The organism is Duganella sp. 1411 (genome assembly GCF_017833525.1).
Classification (GTDB): domain Bacteria; phylum Pseudomonadota; class Gammaproteobacteria; order Burkholderiales; family Burkholderiaceae_D; genus Rugamonas.
Window position 1 is genome coordinate 234,181 of record NZ_JAFICD010000002.1, and the last position, 18,588, is coordinate 252,768.

The 18,588-nt window shown below is 65.8% G+C and carries 12 protein-coding genes and 2 pseudogenes; 9 read left to right on the top strand and 5 right to left on the bottom strand.

The genetic code is table 11. The annotated features are described in order from the left end of the window. The first annotated feature begins 7 nt into the window (after positions 1-7). The 8 genes and pseudogenes from JOD97_RS12715 (at position 8) to JOD97_RS12740 (ending at position 10,087) form a co-directional block, all read left to right on the top strand. A complete protein-coding gene (locus tag JOD97_RS12715; protein ID WP_209717945.1) occupies positions 8-775 on the top strand; it encodes a coniferyl-alcohol dehydrogenase in 768 nt (255 codons plus the stop codon). Positions 776-849: 74 nt separating this feature from the next. After that, on the top strand, positions 850-2,553 hold the full coding sequence (locus JOD97_RS12720) for a DUF1302 domain-containing protein (RefSeq protein ID WP_209717947.1): 1,704 nt from the start codon (positions 850-852) through the stop codon (positions 2,551-2,553). A gap of 13 nt (positions 2,554-2,566) precedes the next feature. Beyond that, positions 2,567-3,928, top strand: coding sequence for a DUF1329 domain-containing protein (locus tag JOD97_RS12725; protein WP_209717949.1), 1,362 nt, complete (start codon positions 2,567-2,569; stop codon positions 3,926-3,928). Positions 3,929-3,962: 34 nt separating this feature from the next. Then, entirely contained in the window at positions 3,963-5,060 is a 1,098-nt protein-coding gene (locus JOD97_RS12730) for a YCF48-related protein (protein ID WP_209717951.1), read from the top strand. A gap of 111 nt (positions 5,061-5,171) precedes the next feature. Further along, a pseudogene (locus JOD97_RS32680) lies at positions 5,172-7,610 on the top strand (RND family transporter); the annotation flags it as partial. 18 nt (positions 7,611-7,628) lie between these two features. Beyond that, positions 7,629-8,672, top strand: a pseudogene (locus tag JOD97_RS33250) (carboxylesterase family protein); the annotation flags it as partial. Positions 8,673-8,756: 84 nt separating this feature from the next. Next, a complete protein-coding gene (locus JOD97_RS33255) occupies positions 8,757-9,371 on the top strand; it encodes a carboxylesterase family protein (RefSeq protein WP_373999875.1) in 615 nt (204 codons plus the stop codon). A gap of 260 nt (positions 9,372-9,631) precedes the next feature. Next, positions 9,632-10,087, top strand: a complete 456-nt coding sequence (locus JOD97_RS12740) for a hypothetical protein (RefSeq protein WP_209717956.1) — start codon at positions 9,632-9,634, stop codon at positions 10,085-10,087. A gap of 24 nt (positions 10,088-10,111) precedes the next feature. On the opposite strand, the gene JOD97_RS12745 is transcribed toward JOD97_RS12740, so the two are convergent. Together JOD97_RS12745 and JOD97_RS12750 are read right to left on the bottom strand one after the other, a co-directional pair. Further along, on the bottom strand, positions 10,112-12,112 hold the full coding sequence (locus JOD97_RS12745; protein WP_209717958.1) for a TonB-dependent receptor: 2,001 nt from the start codon (positions 12,110-12,112) through the stop codon (positions 10,112-10,114). A 91-nt stretch (positions 12,113-12,203) separates the two neighbouring features. Next, positions 12,204-12,524, bottom strand: coding sequence for a hypothetical protein (locus tag JOD97_RS12750; protein WP_209717961.1), 321 nt, complete (start codon positions 12,522-12,524; stop codon positions 12,204-12,206). Positions 12,525-12,696: 172 nt separating this feature from the next. Between JOD97_RS12750 and JOD97_RS12755 the strand changes: the two genes are divergently transcribed. Further along, positions 12,697-12,936 (top strand): hypothetical protein, encoded by a 240-nt coding sequence (locus JOD97_RS12755; RefSeq protein WP_209717964.1) that lies wholly within the window; start codon positions 12,697-12,699, stop codon positions 12,934-12,936. Between the two features lie 9 nt (positions 12,937-12,945). On the opposite strand, the gene JOD97_RS12760 is transcribed toward JOD97_RS12755, so the two are convergent. The 3 genes from JOD97_RS12760 to JOD97_RS12770 form a co-directional block, all read right to left on the bottom strand. Beyond that, positions 12,946-13,197, bottom strand: a complete 252-nt coding sequence (locus tag JOD97_RS12760; protein ID WP_209717966.1) for a hypothetical protein — start codon at positions 13,195-13,197, stop codon at positions 12,946-12,948. Between the two features lie 72 nt (positions 13,198-13,269). After that, a complete protein-coding gene (locus JOD97_RS12765; protein WP_209717968.1) occupies positions 13,270-15,558 on the bottom strand; it encodes an FdhF/YdeP family oxidoreductase in 2,289 nt (762 codons plus the stop codon). 109 nt (positions 15,559-15,667) lie between these two features. Beyond that, the gene (locus JOD97_RS12770) at positions 15,668-18,505 is read right to left on the bottom strand and encodes a TonB-dependent receptor (protein WP_209717971.1); all 2,838 of its coding nucleotides are present in this window, start codon (positions 18,503-18,505) and stop codon (positions 15,668-15,670) included. Positions 18,506-18,588 lie beyond the last annotated feature (83 nt).

Below are 18,588 nucleotides of genomic sequence, written 5' to 3' on the forward strand. Positions count from 1 at the left end.
AGACAGCATGAAGTTACGTAACAAGACCATCGTCGTCACCGGCGCGGCGTCCGGCATCGGCGCCGAAGTCGCGCGGCTGGCGCGCTTCGAGGGCGCCACCGTCATCGGCATGGACCGCAACGATCCTGGCCTCACGCTGGACGGCTTCGTGGCCGTCGATTTAAGCAACACCGGCAGCATCGACGAGGCGATCGCCAAGCTGCCGCAGCGCGTGGACGCGCTATGCAATATCGCCGGCGTGCCCGGCACCGCCAATCCGGCGCTGCTGGCCAAGGTCAATTACCTGGGCCTGCGCTACCTGACCTCCGGCCTGCTGCCGCGCATGCCGGCCGGCGCCTCCATCGTCAACGTCGCCTCCATCCTCGGCGCCGAATGGCAGGCGCGGCTCGACCTGCACAAGCAGCTGGCCGCCACCGAAGGCTTCGCGGCCGGCCAGGCCTGGCTGGACCAGCATCCGGTGCCGGAGGAGACCTGCTACCAGTACTTCAAGGAGGCGCTGATCGTCTGGACCTACGCCCAGTCGCAGAAATGGTTCATGGAGCACTCGGTGCGCATGAACTGCGTCGCGCCCGGACCGGTGTTCACACCCATCCTGCGCGACTTCGTCTCGATGCTGGGCGAGGAGCGCGTGCAGCGCGATGCCCACCGCATGAAGCGCCCGGCCTATGCCGACGAAGTGGCGTCCGTCGTCAGCTTCCTGTGCAGCGACGAATCGCGCTGGATCAGCGGCGTCAACATCCCCGTCGACGGAGGGCTGGCCTCGACCTTTATCTGATACGCCCGGCCGCGCGTCAGCGGCAGTAGACCTGTACCTCGAACTACCTATAAAACCAAAACCAGGAGACAGCAATGCAAACCAAAAAACGCCTGAGCCGGAGCATACTGGCCATGGCAGTGACGGCCGCCCTGCCCGCCGCCCACGCCTACGATTTCGAGACGGCCAATCCCGAACTGAAGATCAGCTGGAACAACACCTTCAAATACAGCGGCGCCTACCGCCTCAACGACGCCGATCCGCGCCTGCTGGCGGGCGGCTATCCGGCGGCCGGACCGGGCGACTTCACCGGCTACAATCTGGACGACGGCAACCAGAACTTCCGCAAGAAGGGGATCGTCTCGAGCCGCGTCGACTGGCTGTCCGAGTTCGACGCCGGCACCCGCACGCTCGGCATGCGCATCAGCGCCGCCGGCTGGTACGACGGCGCCTACACCAGCAGCAACGACAACGGCTCGGCCGCCAGCAACGCCGTCACCCTGAACGGCCAGAGCACCACCCGCTTCGCCAACGGCACCAAGGTGCTCCACGGCCGCAACGCCGAACTGCTGGACGCCTTCGTCTTCGCCAAGGGCACCTTGGCCGAGCTGCCGGGCACCATCCGCGTCGGCCGCCACACGCTGCAATACGGCGAGAGCCTGTTCTTCGGCGCCAACGGCATCGCCAACGCCCAGGGTCCGGTCGACCTGGTCAAGCTGCTCAGCGTACCGGGCGCGCAGTTCAAGGAGATACTGCGGCCGGTCAACCAGGTCTCGGGCCAGCTGCAGGTGGCGCCGACCGTCTCCATCGGCGGCTACTACCAGTTCGAATGGCGGCCGACGCAGATTCCCGGTGCCGGCAGCTACCTCAGCTCCTACGACGCCGCCGGCGCCGGCGCCACCGCCTTCCTGGTCGCGCCCACCAACAGCGGCGCGCCGGCCTTCATCACGCAACCGGACATGAAGGCCAAGAACTCCGGCCAGGGCGGCATGCAGGTCAAGTGGGCGCCGGCCGGGTCGGACGTCGAATACGGCTTCTACGCGGCCCGCTACCACGACAAGTCGCCCTACTTCTATCTCGGCTTCGCGCCGGCCTTCCCGCCCGGCGCGCCGTCCACCGTGCAAGCCGTGTACGCGGAAAACATCCGCACCTTCGGCGTCAGCGCCAGCACGGTGCTGCTGGGTGTGAACGTCGCCGCCGAGGCGTCGATCCGCCGCAACACGCCGCTGGTGAGCGACCCGACGCCCAACTTCCTGTCGCGCAGCGGCACCGGCGTCATCGCCAACAACAGCGGCAACCCGGCCTACGCGGTCGGCAACACGGCGCACGTCAACCTGTCGGCGATCTACGTCATGCCGACCAATCCATTCTTCCAGGGCGCCTCGCTGCTGGGCGAGATCGCGTGGAACCGCGCCACCAGCGTCGACTTCCAGGGTTCGCTCGATCCGAACACCACGCGCGACGCCACCGCCGCCCGCATGATCTTCGAGCCGGCCTACTACCAGGTCGTCGATGGGCTGGACCTGACGATCCCGATCGGCGTCGGCTACAACATCGACGGCCGCTCGCGCGCGATCTTCAACTTCAACGGCGGCGCCGCGCACGGCGGCGACTTCAATATCGGCATCAACGCCACCTATCACCAGGACTGGAAGTTCGGCATCAGCTACGTCAAGTTCCTCGGCGGGACCGGCACCTTCCTGAAGAACAACCCGGCCACCAACACGCCGATCCTGAGCTACGCCCAGTCATTGAAGGACCGCGACTACATCTCCTTCAACATCAAACGCTCTTTCTAAGGACATAACTAAAATGAAGACAACCCTGAAACTGGCCGCCGCCGCGCTGACCCTGACCGCCGTGCTGCCCCTGCACGCCAATGCCGCCGTCACCGCCGACGAAGCGGCCAAGCTGCAAACCACATTGACGCCGCTGGGCGCCGAAAAAGCCGCCAACAAGGAAGGCACCATCCCGGCCTGGGAAGGCGCCTACGCCAAGGTGCCCGCCGGCTTCAAGCCGGGCGACTTCCGCGCCGATCCGTTCGCCGCAGAAAAGCCGGTGCTCGCCATCACCGGCAAAAACGTCGACCAGTACGCGGCCAAGCTGTCCGCCGCCACGGTGGCGATGCTGAAAAAATATCCGACCTACCGGCTCGACATCTATCCAACCCACCGCACCGGCGGCGCCCCGGCCTGGGTCTATGAAAACACCTTCAAGAACGCCACCCGCGCCAAATCGGTGGACGGCGGCTACGGCGCGGAAGGCGCATACGGCGGCATCCCGTTCCCGATTCCGAAGACCGGTTACGAGGCGATCATGAACCACCGCCTGGCCTGGACGGGAGAGGCGGCGATCATGCCGCTGCGTACCGTCATCGTCACGCCGGACGGCAAGCGCGCCACCGCCACCGAAGCCGAACAGACCTTCATGCGCCCCTATTACTTCAAGGACGGCGGCCTGGATAAATTCGACGGCATCTACCAGTTCGGCCGCCTGATCACGCGCGCGCCGGCCTCCAAGGCGGGCGAAGGCATCCTGGTCCACGACGGCATCAACGAAGCCAAGCCGCGCGCCATCTGGCAGTACCTGGTGGGCCAGCGCCGCGTGCGCCGCGCGCCGTCGGTCTCGTACGACACGCCGGATTCGGTCACCTCGGGCATCGGCTTGTTCGACGAGGCGTTCATGCTGTTCGGACCTATCGACCACCACGAGCTGAAACTGGTCGGCAAAAAGGAGATGTACATCCCGTACAACAACAACCGCGCGGGTAGCGCCAAGATCGCCGATCTGGTCGGCCCGCAGTTCCTCAATCCCGATCTGGTGCGCTGGGAGCTGCACCGGGTGTGGGAAGTGGAAGCGACGCTCATCCCGGGCAAGCGCCACGTGGTGACCAAGCGCCGCTACTACCTCGACGAAGACACCTGGCAGATCATCCTGGTCGACGGCTATGACGCGCAAGGCCAGATCTGGCGCGGCAACTACACCTTGACCTTGCTGGCGCCGGACCTGCCGGCGGTGCTGGGCAACGTCATGTGGGGCACCTACAACGTGCAAACCGGCGCCTACCTGCTGAACGAGGCATCCAACGAAATGCCAACGCAGTACAAGGCCATCCCGCGCCTGCCGGCCAGCTACTTCGGGCCGGAGGAACTGGCAAACCAAGGCTCGCGCTGATTTAGCGCCCGGTTTCACGTCACAGAAAGGTCCCATGATGGTCAGATCGAATCCACTCTTCACGCCAGGCCGCGTCGCGCCGCTAACGATGGTGCTGGCGTTGGCGCTCGGCGCCGGTGCCGCCAACGCCGGCACCGACGCCAGGCCGGCCGCGCCAACCTCCCCGGCGGCGCTCGGCCAGCCGGCGCTGGTCACGCCCAAGGCGCTGCACGCGGCGATGCTGGCAGTCGGCGCCGCCGGCAAGCGGCTGGTGGCCGCCGGCGAACGAGGCATCATCCTGTACTCCGACGACGCCGGCAAGTCCTGGCGCCAGGCGGCGGTGCCGGTCAGCGTCAGCCTCACGGCGCTGCAATTCGTCGACGGCATAAACGGCTGGGCGGTCGGCCATCAGGGCGTGGTGCTGCACACCTCCGACGGCGGTGCCACGTGGACCAAGCAACTCGACGGCATCCAGGCCGCCGCGCTGGTGCTGCGCGAGGCCGAGGCGTCCTTCGGGCCGGAGCGGGACAAGGCGGTGGCGGACGCCAGGCGCCTGGTCGACGACGGACCGGACAAGCCTTTCCTCGACCTGTATTTCGACAGCCCGACCACCGGCTACGTGCTGGGCGCCTACAACATGATGTTGCGCACCAGCGACGGCGGCGCCAGTTGGCAGCCGTGGCAAAGCCGCGTCGCCAATCCGAAAGGGCTGCACCTGTACGGCATGCGCGGCACCGCCGACGCCATTTATCTGGCCGGCGAACAGGGGCTGCTGCTGCGCTCCACCGACAAGGGTGGCAGTTTCAGCGCACTGCCGTCGCCGTACAAGGGCAGCTATTTCGGGGTGCTGTCGGCGCGCGGAGGAGCGCTGCTGGCATACGGCTTGCGCGGCAACGCGTTCCGCTCCACCGACCAGGGCGCGAGCTGGAGCCAGGTGGCGACCGGGGTGCAAACCTCGCTGGCGGCGGGCACGGTGATGGCCGACGGCACGGTGGTACTGGTCAGCCAGGGCGGCGACGTGCTGCTAAGCCGCGACGATGGCCGCACGTTCGCTGCGCAGGCCGGCACCGCGCTGCCGCTGGCGGCTGTGGCGCAGGCATCGGACGGCGCGCTGGTGGTGGCCGGGCTACGCGGCCTGCGGCGCGTGCCGTGACGCGGAGACACGTAGGGCGGATTAGCGCAGCGTAATCGGCCATGCATGCGCCATCGGCGGCGCATCCGACCGATCGCACCCCTTCTCTCATACGAACATGGTTGGAGCATCATGAATACAGATCACGACTTAGAACAACAGCCGGTCATACGGCGACTCGAGGACTTCGACACCGCGTCCGGCAACCTTGGCGAACGCGCGCTGTTCAACTACCGGCCGCTGGTCATTTTCCTCTGCCTGCTGGCGACGATCGTGCTGGGCTTCCAGGCCACGCGCATCAAGCTCAATGCCAGCTTCGAGAAGATGATCCCCAGCGCCCATCCCTACGTGGCGAACTACCTGGCCAACAAGAGCGACCTGAATGGCCTGGGCAATTCAGTGCGCATCGCGGTGGAGGCGAAAAACGGCACCATCTACGACCGCGCCTACCTCGACACCCTGCAACGGCTCAACGACGAGTTGTTCCTGCTGCCCGGCGTCGACCGGCCGTTCATGAAATCGCTGTGGACCCCGAGCACCCGCTGGGCCGCCGTGACCGAGGATGGCCTCGACGGCGGCACGGTGATCCCGGACGGCTACGACGGTTCGCCCGCCAGCCTCGATCAGCTGCGCGCCAACGTCGCACGCTCCGGCGAAATCGGCCAACTGGTGGCATCCAACTTCAAGTCCAGCATCGTCTTCGTGCCGCTGATGGACAAGGTGCCGCAGACCGGCGAACCGCTCGACTACCGCGCGCTGTCCGAAAAGCTGGAGCAAGTCCGCGCCAAGTACGAAAAGGAAGGCGTAACGATCCACATCACCGGCTTCGCCAAGATCGTCGGCGATCTGATCGAGGGCCTGCAACAGGTATTGCTGTTCTTCGTGCTGGCGATCGCCATCTGCGGCGCGGTGCTGTTCTGGTACACGCGCTGCTGGCGCAGCACCACGCTGGTGGTGGTGTGCTCGCTGGTGGCGGTGCTGTGGCAATGCGGCCTGCTCGCCACGCTGCACTATGAACTCGACCCCTACTCCATCCTGGTGCCGTTCCTGGTGTTCGCCATCGGCATGAGCCACGGCGCGCAAAAAATGAACGGCATCATGCAGGACGTCGGACGCGGCACGCACCGCGTGGTCGCCGCGCGCTACACCTTCCGCCGCCTGTTCGCCGCCGGCCTGACCGCGCTGCTGTGCGATGCGGTCGGCTTCCTGGTCCTGGTCAGCATCCAGATCAAGGTGATCCAGGACCTGGCCGTCATCGCCAGCATCGGCGTGGCGGTGCTGATCTTCACCAACCTGGTGCTGCTGCCGGTGCTGCTGTCGTACACCGGCGTCAGCGCCAGCGCGGCCGAGCGCAGCCTGCGGGCGGACAGCGACACGGCAAAAAAACCATGGCTGTGGACCTTCCTCGACCGCTTCACGCAGCGCCGCTGGGCGGCGGTCACCGTGGCCGCCAGCGTGCTGCTGGGCGGCCTCGGTTTCGCCTACAGCCTCAATCTCAAGGTCGGCGATCTCGATCCCGGCGCGCCGGAGCTGCGCGCCGACTCCCGCTACAACCGCGACAACGGCTACCTGGTCTCCAACTACGCCGCCAGCTCGGACATCTTCGTCGTCATGATCAAGACGCCGTCCGACCAGTGCACGCAATACGGCACGCTGGCCAAGGTGGACGAGCTGGCGTGGCAGCTCGAGCAACTGCCCGGCGTCGATTCGACCAACTCGATGGCGGCGCTGAGCAAGCTGGCCACCACCGGCTACAACGAAGGCAACTTCAAATGGTTTGATTTGATTCCGAACGCCGGCGCGCTGGGCGCGGTGCAAACCCGCGCGCCGCGCGAGTTGTTCAACCAAAGCTGCTCGCTGCTGTCGCTATACGTCTACCTGAAGGACCACAAGGCCGAAACGCTGACGCGCGTGGTCGACGCCGTGGAAGCCTTCGCCAGCGCGAACAACACGCCGGAGGTGCAATTCCAGCTGGCCGCCGGCAGCGCCGGCATCGAGGCCGCCACCAACATCGTCGTCAAGAAGGCCATGCACGACATGCTGTTCTGGGTCTATGGCGCGGTGATCCTGCTGTGCTACGCCACATTCCGCTCGTGGCGCGCGGTGCTGGTGGCGGTGCTGCCGCTGGTGCTCACGTCGATCCTGTGCGAGGTGCTGATGGTGGTGCTGGGCATGGGGGTCAAGGTGGCCACGCTGCCGGTGATCGCGCTGGGCGTCGGTATCGGCGTCGACTACGCGCTGTATGTGCTCAGCGTGATGTTGAGCCGCATGCGCGCCGGCGACAACCTGTCGGCGGCCTATCTGCACGCGCTGCGCTTCACCGGCCGCGTGGTGATACTGACCGGCGTCACCCTGGCGGTGGCGGTGGCGACCTGGCTGTTCTCGTCGATCAAATTCCAGGCCGATATGGGCATCCTGCTGGCGTTCATGTTCCTGTGGAATATGGTCGGCGCGCTGGTGCTGGTGCCGGCGCTGGCGCACTTCCTGATGCCGGGGAAGACGGCGCGCCAGCCATCGCCGCCGGCCGCGAAAGCCGATCCGGGACAGCGGCCCGCAGCCGCCGCCGCGTCGCTGCGCCACACCGTGACGGGCGACGTCATCGGCCGCGAGGACCTGCACGACACGCACGCCTGGCTTGGCCTGCCGTACGCGCAGCCGCCGGTCGGAGCGCTGCGCTGGAAGGCGCCCCGCCCCGCGCTGCCGTGGGAAGGCGTGCGCGAGGCGCTATCGTGCGGACAACCGGCGATGCAACCGGGCGGCGTCACGCTGGAGCTGCCGCCGGATCAGTGGGGAGCGCCGGCCGGCTCCGAGGACTGCCTGTCGCTCAACATCTTCGCGCCGCGACTCGCCGCCGAAGCGATCGCACAGCAAGCACCGCTGCCGGTGATGTTCTGGATACACGGCGGCGCCAACTCGTCGGGCACCGCCGCCACCTACACCACGCTGCGCAATCTGGCGGGGCAGGACCAGGTGGTGGTCGTATCGGCCAACTACCGTCTGGGCATCTTCGGCTGGTTCAGTCTCGAGGAGCTGGCGAGGGAGGATGACACCCCCGCCGACCGCTCCGGCAATTTCGGCACGCTGGACCTGATCGCGGCACTGGAGTGGGTGCGGCAAAATATCGCCGCTTTCGGGGGCGATCCATGCAACGTCACCATCTTCGGCGAATCGGCCGGCGGGCTCAATGTCTACACGCTGCTCGCCAGTCCGCTGTCGAAAGGCCTGTTCCACAAGGCGATCGCGCAATCGCCGCTGACGGCCAGCTACACGCGCGCGCAGGCGCGCAACTACACCGACGACGCGCAACCGGGCCACGCCCTCAGCTCGCGCGAGCTGCTGTGCGAATGGCTGCGGCGCGACGGCCGCGTCGCCGACCGCGCCGGCGCCAAGGCGCTGGTCGCGTCGATGACGGCGACGGACATCGAAGCCTTCGTCCGCGGACTGCCGCCGCAGGCCCTGCTGGCGCCGGTCAAACAAGGTGCGCTCAACTTCTACGACTCGCCAACGGTGGTGCAGGACGGTTACGTGCTGCCGGCCGGGCCGCTGGCCGAGGTGTTCTCGGACCGGAGCCGCTATCACGCGGTGCCGTTCATCGTCGGCACCAACCGCGACGAGTACAAGACCTTCATGTCCAATAATCCGGACTACGTGCGCATGCTGTTCGGGAAGGTGCCTGTGATGCGCAACCGCGCCCGCTACCAGCGCCACGCGGCCTACATGTCCGCGCTGTGGCAAACCTCCGGCGCGCTCGAACCGGCCAGCGCGATGATCGCCTCCGGCCACCCGGACGTGTGGGTCTATCGCTTCGACTGGGACGAGCAGCCGGCCATACCGCTGATTCAGCCGCAGGTATTGCTGGGGGCGGCGCACGTGCTGGAAGTGGCGTTCGTGTTCCGCGACCTGGATGGCGAGTTCGATCCGTTCCGCTCCTTTACGGCGGCCAATCGGCCGGGCCGCAAGGAGGTCTCGGACGCCATGGCCGGCTACTGGACGCACTTCGCGCGCCACGGCCAGCCGGGTGGCGAATCGCTGCCGGAATGGCGACGCTGGCACGCCGACCCGTCGCAACCTCGCCTGATGGTGTTCGACACCAGCGCGGACGGCGGCACCCGGATGGTGGCGCACGACGGCAGCATCGCCGCGCTGAAAACCCTGCTGGCCCAGGACCCGTCGATGCAAAACGATCCGCGCGAGCGCAGCGAGCTGTATGGCCGCATGTTCCTGTGGTCGATCTTCGGCGGGCGGGAGGCGGCCCCGGTGCTGGCGGCGTTCGCACGCAAGCACGGTTATACGGGACGGCCGGAGATGCTGAAGCCGACCTATTGGCCTTGAACACCATCGTTGAAACACCGCGGCACGGGTCTCCGCGAGACCGGCCGCGACCGCAATGCTGCGACGCAATATTATTTTTGCGATTATGTTATGACGCGATTGAATAAAAACGCATCCTTATGCTACTCTTCCATCATCCACACTGAGCCCGCGCAGTAAAAACCGGGTTCCGGGACGCGACTGGTTGACGCCAGCCTGCTTTGTGCACTGCGGCAAGCAAGCTGGCAAACGGTGTTTGTTTCCTTTCAAGCGAGGGTCACATGGCAGAGTCAAGTTCGTTCGCACGCGACGGTCACTACATAGTCTGCACGCCCACGCGGTCCGACGATGGCACGTATCGGCCGCGATTCCGCATTTACCGGGGCACCACCTCCGCTTGCGAGGTGGTGTACGAGCAGAACTTCCCGTCGGAGGCATTCGGTTCCGCCGCCGACGCCAACCGCTACGCGGCCCAACTGGCAACGTACTGGCTCGACCAATGGCCGATCAAGGGCTCGTACATCCGCGCCACGGACGGCCGCGCGTTCTCCTACCTGGGCACGTACAGCGTCGGCCACGGCGCCGACTGGAACGCCCGCGTCTATTGCGACGGGGATTTGAAGGGAACGCCGAGCGGCGTCTTCGTCTACAATTTTTTCCGCCACACGAACATCACGCATGCGGCGGAAAACATGATCGTCGAATCGATCAATCACGGCATCGGCATCAGGGATTGACGCCCACGCCGCCGGGGCAAGCGCTTAAAACTTCGCGCGCACCCCGAACACCACGTTACGGCCCGGCAGCGGCGAGATATCCTTCAACACCGACGTCGACACGCGGATCTCGTCGTTGGTCAGATTCTTCGCCAGCAGGAACCACGTCAAATCATACGCGCCGGCCTTCTGCGTGTACGACACATTGGCGTTGACCTGGTTATAGCTTGGCGTAGCGGTGCTCTCGAAGGTCGCCAAGCGGTCCTGCGATTGCGCGTGCACCAGCGACAGGCCGGCGCGCCACTGCCCCATCTTGTAGCCGGCGCTGGCGCCCAGGCGGGTGGCCGGTTGCAGCGGCAGGCTGCCGCCCTGATCGAGTTTGCCGCGCGTGGTATCGGCGAACACGCGTCCCGACCAGCCGGCGCCGTGCGGGTTGTATTCCAGCTCCGCCTCGGCGCCCTGGATGGTGGCATCGGCCTGGCGGAAGATCCGCTGACGCAGCTCCTCGCCCGGATTGCCCTCTTCATCCACCAGCTGACCGGTGATCTGGCCATAAATGAAATCGCTGACCTTGTTGCGGAACAGGTTGGCCTTCCAGCGCACCAGGCCCGTGGTCTTCTGCAGCGACAGCTCGATATTGCGCGAGGTCTCCTTGTTGAAATCGGCGTCACCGATATCGAAGGTGACGGTGGCGTCGTGCGGGCCGGACGAATACAGCTCCTCGGTGGCCGGCGCGCGCTGCGCGTACGACAGCGTCGCGCCCAGGCCATAACCGGGCACGAACGGCCACATGCCGCCCACCGACGCCGACTTCAGATCGAACGAGCGATCGACGCCGGTGACCGGCTTGCGCTTGACGCGCTCCACGCGCGCGCCGGCATTGACGCGCACCACGCCCACTTCCGTCTCCTCGACCAGGAAGGCGGCGTTGGAGGTCGAATGCGTGACCGGCACCGTATCCGGGCCGCCCTCCGCGCTCAGCGCCGAGAAGTGCGTGTTCTCGGTCTGCACGCCGAAGGTGCCGTGCCAGCCGGCGACCGGCTTGTGCGTCAGCTCGACGCGCGTTTCCAGCGAACGGTTTTTGAAGATCACCTCCGGCTGGTTCTGGTCGTTGAGCTCCGCGTGCTCGTAGTCCGTGTAGCCGGCCTTGAACTTGAACGATTCAAAGCCCGGCAGCGGCGCCTTGACCAGGCTGTCGAAATCGTAGCGGGTCTGCTTTTGATCGATCTTCGAGCCCTCGTCGCTCGGAATGCCATACAGGTTGGTCAGGTGCGACACCGACGCGCCGACGAAACCCCAGCTATCGACGTACGACGAGCCGACGCCGGCGTTGCGCTGGCGCGTCTCCGAATGCGGCAGGCGGCCGGACACCGAATCCGGATCGTTGAGCACCCGGTTGCCGGGGATTTTGTAGTCGTCGGTGTTGCGCGCGTTGCCGTCCACGTGCCAGGCCATCTTGCCGACCGCGCCGTCCAGGGTGCCCGACAGGTTGCGGCCGTCGTCGACCGTGCTGGCGCGCGCCTCCATCTGGCCGGTCAGCTTCGGTTCCAGCGCGGTGGGAATGCGTTCGTTGACGACGTTGACCAGGCCACCGATGGCGCCCGAGCCGTACAGCAGCGCCGCCGGTCCGCGCAGGATCTCGATCTGCTGCGCCACCGCGCCCTCGGCCGCCACCGCGTGGTCGTTCGACAGGCCCGACACGTCGGACACCGCCATGCCGTTCTCCAGCATCTTCACGCGCGCTCCTTCCAGGCCGCGAATGATGGGGCGCGAGGCGCCGGCGCCGAAGGCCGATGCCGACACGCCCAGCTCCTGCGACAGCGTCTCGCCGAGCGAGCTGCCGACCTTGTCGCGCAACTCGTCGCCGGCCAGCACCTTGGCCGGCGTCAGAATCTGGTCGTTGTCGGAATCGCCGAAAGGCGTGGCGGTGACGATCACGCGCGGAACGGCGGTGTCGTTGGATTTATTGTCGGTCGATTGCGCGTGCGCCAAAGTGGACAAGGCGGACAGGATCGCGCTGGCCAGCAGCGTGCGTTGGATATTCATGGGTAAACCTCTAGCTAAAAACATGACAGGTCGCACCGGGGCCGACCAAGCCGGACCACGGTGACGCAAAATTCAGGACGGATTTCGGCTGTCAGGCCAGAGGGGGAGCGCGCGACTGGAAGACGCAAACGGTGCGTTCGCAGGCGGATAAGGTGGCCGGCGTGGCGATCACGCCGCCGCCAAGGGCGACGACCGCGATCGTCGTCGGCGGCGAGGTGACCGCCGCCGCCATCTGCGCGACGGAGACGCATTCGGCGCAGACCTTGTGCACCGCGATGCGTTTGCGGTGTTCGGCCTGTTCCTCGCTGCTGAAGGCGGCGTCCGACTGGCTTACACCGATCCAGTGCGAATAGACGTGCGTCGCCCCGATCTGCTGCGTAAAGAGCAGCAGAAGCGCGAGGAACACATGCATGATCGGGCGGCGATGCATCGGTCGGAGTTGGCCGGTAAGGGTAAGAAGGCGTTATTCTAACCGCAACGCACAAAAAAGGGGGCGTAGTCCTACATGCAAGCGACCCACAGGCCGACAGCCTCCGAGCTCTGCAGTGAATAAGATGGGCCACACCCATCGATAAGGACACGCCATGAAAAAGCTCAACGTACCGGCCAAATTCGCCTTGACCGTGGTTCTCACCGCCGCCGCCGTCACCGGCTGCAAGAAGCAGGATGCCGATCCGTTCACGCCGCAAGCGAAGACGGAGGCCGCGCAGGACACGGGCTACATCACGCCGCCTATGCCGGCCAACAAGATGCCGCCGCCGGAACCGTCGGCTCCCGCCGCGCCGCTGCCGATGCCGGAATCCGACATCCCGGCAGGCCGCTAGCGCCCGGAATTACAAAACCACGACGCCGCCGCCAACCTGCCCGGCGATCACCGCGCCGCCAATGGCATCCCGCCTCCTGCGCTCGGAACTGCGCTGATGCTCCGGCGGCGCGCTCAGCACCTTGTAAACAATATGCCTCGGCACGCCATGGCTCATGGCGTATTCCGCTGCGGGCTGCAAACCTTCGTCGGGAAGGATGGTCAACGCTTCCTCGATGATATCGGCGGTCGCGGTGGGTTTTCGGCGGTCTGATAAAGGCATTTTTCAATTCCACTAAAAATATTTAACAGAATTGAGTGTACGCCAAGCAGCGCCATCCATATGTTCGACAGCTCACGCCGACGCGCGGACGATGCGTATGGCGATCGATTTGGCCGCCGGCACCATGCTCTCCAGCGCGTGATGCTCCAACGCCATCAACGGGTTGCACTCTGGGAAATACCCGGCCACACATCCGGGCGGCACGTTGTACGCCACCAGCCTCAGCCCCGACACGCCGCGCGCGATGCCGTCGCCGCTCACCGCGCTGGCGTCGACCAGCTCGCCCTCCTTCAGGTCCAGCCGCGCGATATCCGCCTCGCTGATCAACAGCACGCGCCGGCCGCCGTGGATGCCGCGAAAAGTATCGTTCTCGTTATAAATGGTGGTGTTGAACTGGCTGTCGCTGCGAACCGTGAACAGGCGCAGCACGTCGCCGCGCGGCTCCGGCTGGTCGGGATCGGCGTCGAGCACCGTCGGCGCGATGAAGTTGGCGCGTCCGTTGGGCGTCTTCCACTCGCGCCGCGCGGCCGGCAGCGGCCGGCGGAATCCGCCCGGCGTCCACATGCGGGCGTTGAAGTCGTGGAAAATCTCCGGGTAGGTCTCGGCGATCGCGTCGCGGATGGCGCCGTAGTCGGCCACCCAGGCGTCCCAATCGACGGCCGCATGGCCGGGCAAGGTCGCCTTCGCCAGCCCGGCGATGATGGCCGGCTCCGAGCGCAGCAGCGCGCCGGCCGGCTGCGCCCTGCCCTTCGAACCATGCATGCAGCCGGTGCTGTCCTCGACCGACACCGCCTGCTCGCCGCCGGCCTGGCGGTCCACCTCCAGCCGTCCGAGGCAAGGCAGGATATAAGACACCTCGCCGTGCACCAGATGGCTGCGATTCAGCTTGATCGCCACTTGCACCGTCAGCCGCAGCCGCGACCATGCCGCCTCCACGCGCACGGTATCGGGCACGGCGCGCACGAAATTGCCTCCCAGCCCGATGAACGCCCGCACCGAGCCATCGATCACGCCTTCGCAGGTCTCGACCGTGTTCAAGCCCTTGGTGCGCGGCGGCTTGAAGCCGTACTGCTTGGCCAACTGGTCGAGCGGCGCCAGTTCCGGCTTTTCCGTGATGCCCACGGTGCGCTGGCCCTGCACGTTGGAATGGCCGCGCACCGGGCAGATGCCGGCGCCGGGCTTGCCGATATTGCCGCGCAAGAGCAGCAGGTTCGACAGCATCTCCACGTTCTGCACGCCGAGCCGGTGCTGCGTCAGCCCCATGCCGAACACGCCGATGACTTTGCCCGCGCCGGCGTACACCGCCGCCACCTCCTCCAGGTCGCGGCGCGCCAGGCCGGAATGGCGCTCGATCCCGGCCCAGCTTTCGTTGCGGGCGCGTTCGACCAGCGCCTCCAGGCCGGCCGTGTGCGTGGCGATGAAATCGGTGTCTAGCACGCGCGGCGTGCCGGCGGCCAGCGCGGCGTCGTCGGCCGCGATCAGCGCCTTGCACAGGCCCAGCATGGCCGCGCTGTCGCCGCCGGCCCGCACCTGCAAATAGCGCGTGCTGATGGTGGTCTCGGCGCCGGTGAGCATCTCGGCTGGCGACTGCGGATTGGCAAAGTGCAGCAGGCCGGCCTCGCGCAGCGGATTGAAGGTGATGATGGGAACACCACGGCGACGCGCCTCCTGCAACTGGTGCAGCATCCTCGGGCTGTTGGTGCCGACGTTCTGGCCGAAGAACAGGATGCAGTCGGTCTGCTCGAAGTCCTGCAGCGACACGGTGCCGATCGGCACGCCGATCGTCTTGGGCAGCGCCACCGAGGTGCTCTCGTGGCACATGTTCGAGCTGTCCGGCAGGTTGTTGCAGCCGTAGAGCCGCGCCAGCAGCTGATACATATACGACGCCTCCAGCGAAGCGCGCCCGGAGCAGTAGAACACCGCGCTGCCTGGCGCCAGCGCTTGCAGTTCGCGGCCGATCTCGGCGAACGCGCTGTCCCAGTCGACCGGCACATAGCGGTCGCTGGCGGCATCCCACCGCAACGGCGTCGTCAAGCGCCCGACCGCCTCCAGTTGATGGTCGCTCCAGGCCAGCAGATCGCCGACCGTGTACTGTTCGAAGAAGGCGGTGTCGCAGCGCTTGCCGGTCACTTCCCAGGCGGTGGCCTTGGCGCCGCTTTCGCAAAACTCGAAGGGATGCGGATTGGCCGGCTTGGCCCAGGCGCAGCTGACGCAGGCCACGCCGTCGGGTTTGTTCAAGTGGACCAGCAGCTTGCTGCCTTCGAGCGGCACATGCTCGTGCAGCAGGGCCGTGGCGACCTTCTTCACCGAACCCCATCCGCCGGCGGGATGGGGATAGGGTTCAGGCGTATTGGATTTCATGGACCGTCCTCAATTGATAGTGTCGGCCCATTCTAGGTCCCGGGAACGCCGCCCTCTGTATGTCAACGCACGGAGTCGACGCAATCGGAGACGGCGTTCCGGGTCAAACCTAGAACATATAGGTCAGACTGAACCGCAAAGTCCGCCCGAACAGCGGCCTGGCCACGCCACGGTTGCGCGTACCGTCCGGCGACAACAGGTCGTTGAACAACGGGTCGCCTTCGGTGAACGACAACTGGTTGGTCAGGTTGGCCACGTGCAGGTGCGCGCTCAAACGCTCGGTGATCTGGTATTGCGCGCCCGCGTTGATGATATGGTAGGACGGGAACAAGGTCACGTTGTTGTCGGACGCCTCGGAGAAGCGCGAGCCGTAGTACTGGTACTGCGCGTACAGGCTGACCGGAATGTCGGTCAGCGGCTTGAGGTCGTACGACGGCATGAAGTTGAACATCACCTTCGGCAGCCGGCGCGGACGGCGGCCGTCCTCGCTGACCTGCACATAGTGATAACCGGTGATCACGCCCTGCGCGTCCTTGTCCTCCTGCGTGGTCGTATAGCTGGCGCCCTTGACCTTCGGGTTCTGCACCACCACGTTGCCCTTCAATTCCAGGCCATCGACAGCGGCCGGACGCCACGACAGTTCGACTTCCGCGCCGACGTTCTGGATACCCCGCTTGTAAAGCTGCGCCACGTCGGGACAGGAGTTGATCTGCGTGACGCCGCCGGCGCTGGTGCATTGCGACGACTGGATATCCTTGTAGATGTTGACGGCGCTGCGCGGCGAGAACTTGTTATAGAACGCCGCCACGGAGGCGCCGAAGCCGCGCGTCAGATAACGCAGGCCCATTTCGTACTGGCGGATATGCTCGACCGCGCTGACCTCCACCGTCTTACCGTTGACGACAGTGGTGGTGGCGGTGGTCAGGTTGTTGATGTCCTCCAGGCTAGGCAGGCGGAAGGAATCCGAAGCCAGGCCATACACCGCAAGGGCTTTGCTGAAACTATAGTTACCGCCGAGCGACCAGCCGAAGCCGTGATAGGTCTTGTTCAACGTCTGCGGAGCGCCCGGCAGGCTCACTTCATTGTCCGCCGTCGTATCCTGGGTGGAGCCGACGACCACATTGGCCGGCGTCAGATCGGTGATCACGTTGCGGTCGCGCCGCACGCCGTCCGCCTTCAGGTTCTGCCAGCGCACGCCGGCATCGATCTTCAGCTTCTTGCCCATGGTTTCCCAGTGGTCGAGCAGGTAGGCGGCGTTGCCGTCGCCTCGAATATCGCTGACAAAACCACCCCATCCCGGCAGGATGGCGCCGCCCTGCGTCAGGCTCGGCCCGACCTGGTTGCCCTGCGCGTCCACCGCGATCAAATCGACCGGGCGCGATTGGTTGGCGACGTCGCTGACCAACAGCGCCTGCTGGAAGTTCGGCTTGTAGCTGTAGCGGCTCTTGTACACGCCCACGGTCAAATCGTGCGATCCTTTGAGCTCGAAGGACTTCTGCGTCTTCAGGTCGAGCGAGGTGCTCGAGGCGTCGACGTCGGCGACGAAGGGAATCATGAAGTTCAGATTCGCCGACGCCGGCACCGCCGAACCATCGTTCAGATAGCGTCCCGCCACGCCGGTGGCCTTGGCGTAGCGCTTGATGAAGTCCTCGCGGCTGATGTTGGCGAAGGCGCCGCAGGCCTGGCTGCCCGGCACATTGAAGAAGCCAATCAGCTTGGCGTTATTGAGGTTGCACGCCAGCGCCGCGCCGTGCGCCGGCGAGATCACGTCGTTCTGATAGCGGGCGTTGAGGAAGTTGGTCGACGTCGCCGTGTCGTTGCCGGTGAAGACCGCGTTGAAGCCATTGCTGCCGGTCGTGTGCCGCAGCCCGGCGGAGAGCTTCCAGCCATCCTGCAGCTCGTGCGAGCCGCTCAGCGTGAACATCTTGAAATCCGGATGGATGCCATCGGCCTGGTCGATCGTGCGCGTGCCGTACTCGCCGATCATGTTGAACTTGCGGTTGTAGGGCGAGGCGGTGGTGCCGTGCGCGAAGTCGATCCCCAGCGGCTCGATCGTATCCTGGTTGATCTTGGTGGGGTTGGCCGGCGTGCCGCTGTTGACGAAGCGCGGTACCGAAATCGGCAGGTTCTGGTAAAACGCGGTGCGGTCGTTGATCACCAGTGCGTCGACGCGCGCCGTGGTCTTGCGGTCGTTGCTGGTGTAGACCAGATTGCCGCGTACCTGGCCCCCACGATCGGCCGTGTAGCCGGTATCGCGCACGCCGTCGCTGCGGCGATAGAAGCCGCCGACGGCGCCGGTCAGGTTGGGGCTCAGCGGACCGGAGACGAAGGCGTCCTGGCGGATGAATCCATAGTCGGCGTATTCGATCTTGTAGCCGCCGGCGAGGTGGTCGCCGCCGGTGCGCGTGACGTGGTTGACGGTCGCACCCAGGCCGTTCGAATACAGGATGCCGCCCGGACCACCCTTGACCAGCTCCACGCTTTCGGTCATCAGGTCGTCGCGAATAAAGACGTCGTTGTTCATGAACGGCGCTTCCGGCTCCTCGTAGGCCGGCAGGCCATCGATCAGCTGCGGGGCGAAGCGGTAGCCGCCGGTGACCGGCAGACCGCGCACGGTGATGTTGTTACTCGCCTCGCCGGCGCTGCCGCCTTCCGAGTAGATGCCGGGGAAGTTGGCCAGCATGTCGGCGGTGCTCATCGGCGCCAGGCGCTGGATCTCCTCCGCCGTCAAGGTGTTGATCGAGAAGGTCGCGTTCTTCTTGGTGGTCGATTTGGTCACGCCGGTGACGATGACGACCGCAGACGGATCGGCGCCGTCGGCGCTCTGCTGGCCGCTGACGGCCGTGCCGCTCTGCTGCTGGGCGAACACCAGCGCGGGCGCCAGGCAAATCGCCAGCGCCGCCGAACGCGCGATGTAACGGTTGTAACGATTGATCGGGTAAGTCATGCCGCATCTCCTTTTATGATTATCCGCCGCGCCGCGGCGGTCTGTGTAAGCTTTGTGCTGTCTAACGTTGTCATGCGATTTAC

Coding starts and splice junctions, on each gene's coding strand:
- JOD97_RS12760 (WP_209717966.1), bottom strand. CDS start 13,197: ATGCCTTTATCAGACCGCCGAAAACCCACCGCGACCGCCGATATCATC.
- JOD97_RS12770 (WP_209717971.1), bottom strand. CDS start 18,505: ATGACTTACCCGATCAATCGTTACAACCGTTACATCGCGCGTTCGGCG.
- JOD97_RS33255 (WP_373999875.1), top strand. CDS start 8,757: ATGTCCGCGCTGTGGCAAACCTCCGGCGCGCTCGAACCGGCCAGCGCG.
- JOD97_RS12745 (WP_209717958.1), bottom strand. CDS start 12,112: ATGAATATCCAACGCACGCTGCTGGCCAGCGCGATCCTGTCCGCCTTG.
- JOD97_RS12730 (WP_209717951.1), top strand. CDS start 3,963: ATGATGGTCAGATCGAATCCACTCTTCACGCCAGGCCGCGTCGCGCCG.
- JOD97_RS12765 (WP_209717968.1), bottom strand. CDS start 15,558: ATGAAATCCAATACGCCTGAACCCTATCCCCATCCCGCCGGCGGATGG.
- JOD97_RS12755 (WP_209717964.1), top strand. CDS start 12,697: ATGAAAAAGCTCAACGTACCGGCCAAATTCGCCTTGACCGTGGTTCTC.
- JOD97_RS12715 (WP_209717945.1), top strand. CDS start 8: ATGAAGTTACGTAACAAGACCATCGTCGTCACCGGCGCGGCGTCCGGC.
- JOD97_RS12740 (WP_209717956.1), top strand. CDS start 9,632: ATGGCAGAGTCAAGTTCGTTCGCACGCGACGGTCACTACATAGTCTGC.
- JOD97_RS12750 (WP_209717961.1), bottom strand. CDS start 12,524: ATGCATGTGTTCCTCGCGCTTCTGCTGCTCTTTACGCAGCAGATCGGG.
- JOD97_RS12720 (WP_209717947.1), top strand. CDS start 850: ATGCAAACCAAAAAACGCCTGAGCCGGAGCATACTGGCCATGGCAGTG.
- JOD97_RS12725 (WP_209717949.1), top strand. CDS start 2,567: ATGAAGACAACCCTGAAACTGGCCGCCGCCGCGCTGACCCTGACCGCC.